We start from the raw sequence: 237 nt of genomic DNA, 5'->3' as shown, positions 1-237 counted from the left end.
TTGTAGTGCGTTTTTATTTGTTTTTAAGCCCATAAATTATAAATCCAACCGCTAGAACTATGAGTCCAAATGAGTTTAAAAGTCCGCCAATAGTGGAATAATTATCATTATTTACTCCGTAAAGTTGAAATCCAACTCCTATTATGAGTATTACTAATCCAATGATTGAAACTATTAATGAGATTTTTCCTGCTTTTTTCTTGTCCATAATATTTCTTTGAGTTTATCATTCTAAAC

Annotated in this window: 1 protein-coding gene; it reads right to left on the bottom strand. The window is 29.1% G+C overall.

What is annotated here, in order from left to right; translation table 11 throughout:
- Window positions 1-13 precede the first annotated feature (13 nt).
- A complete protein-coding gene (locus tag ACXAGS_RS15755) occupies window positions 14-208 on the bottom strand; it encodes a hypothetical protein (protein ID WP_474906707.1) in 195 nt (64 codons plus the stop codon).
- Window positions 209-237 lie beyond the last annotated feature (29 nt).

It is taken from the genome of Croceivirga sp. ABH4_376 (genome assembly GCF_056160685.1).
This window is presented reverse-complemented; position numbering and strand designations above follow the sequence as displayed.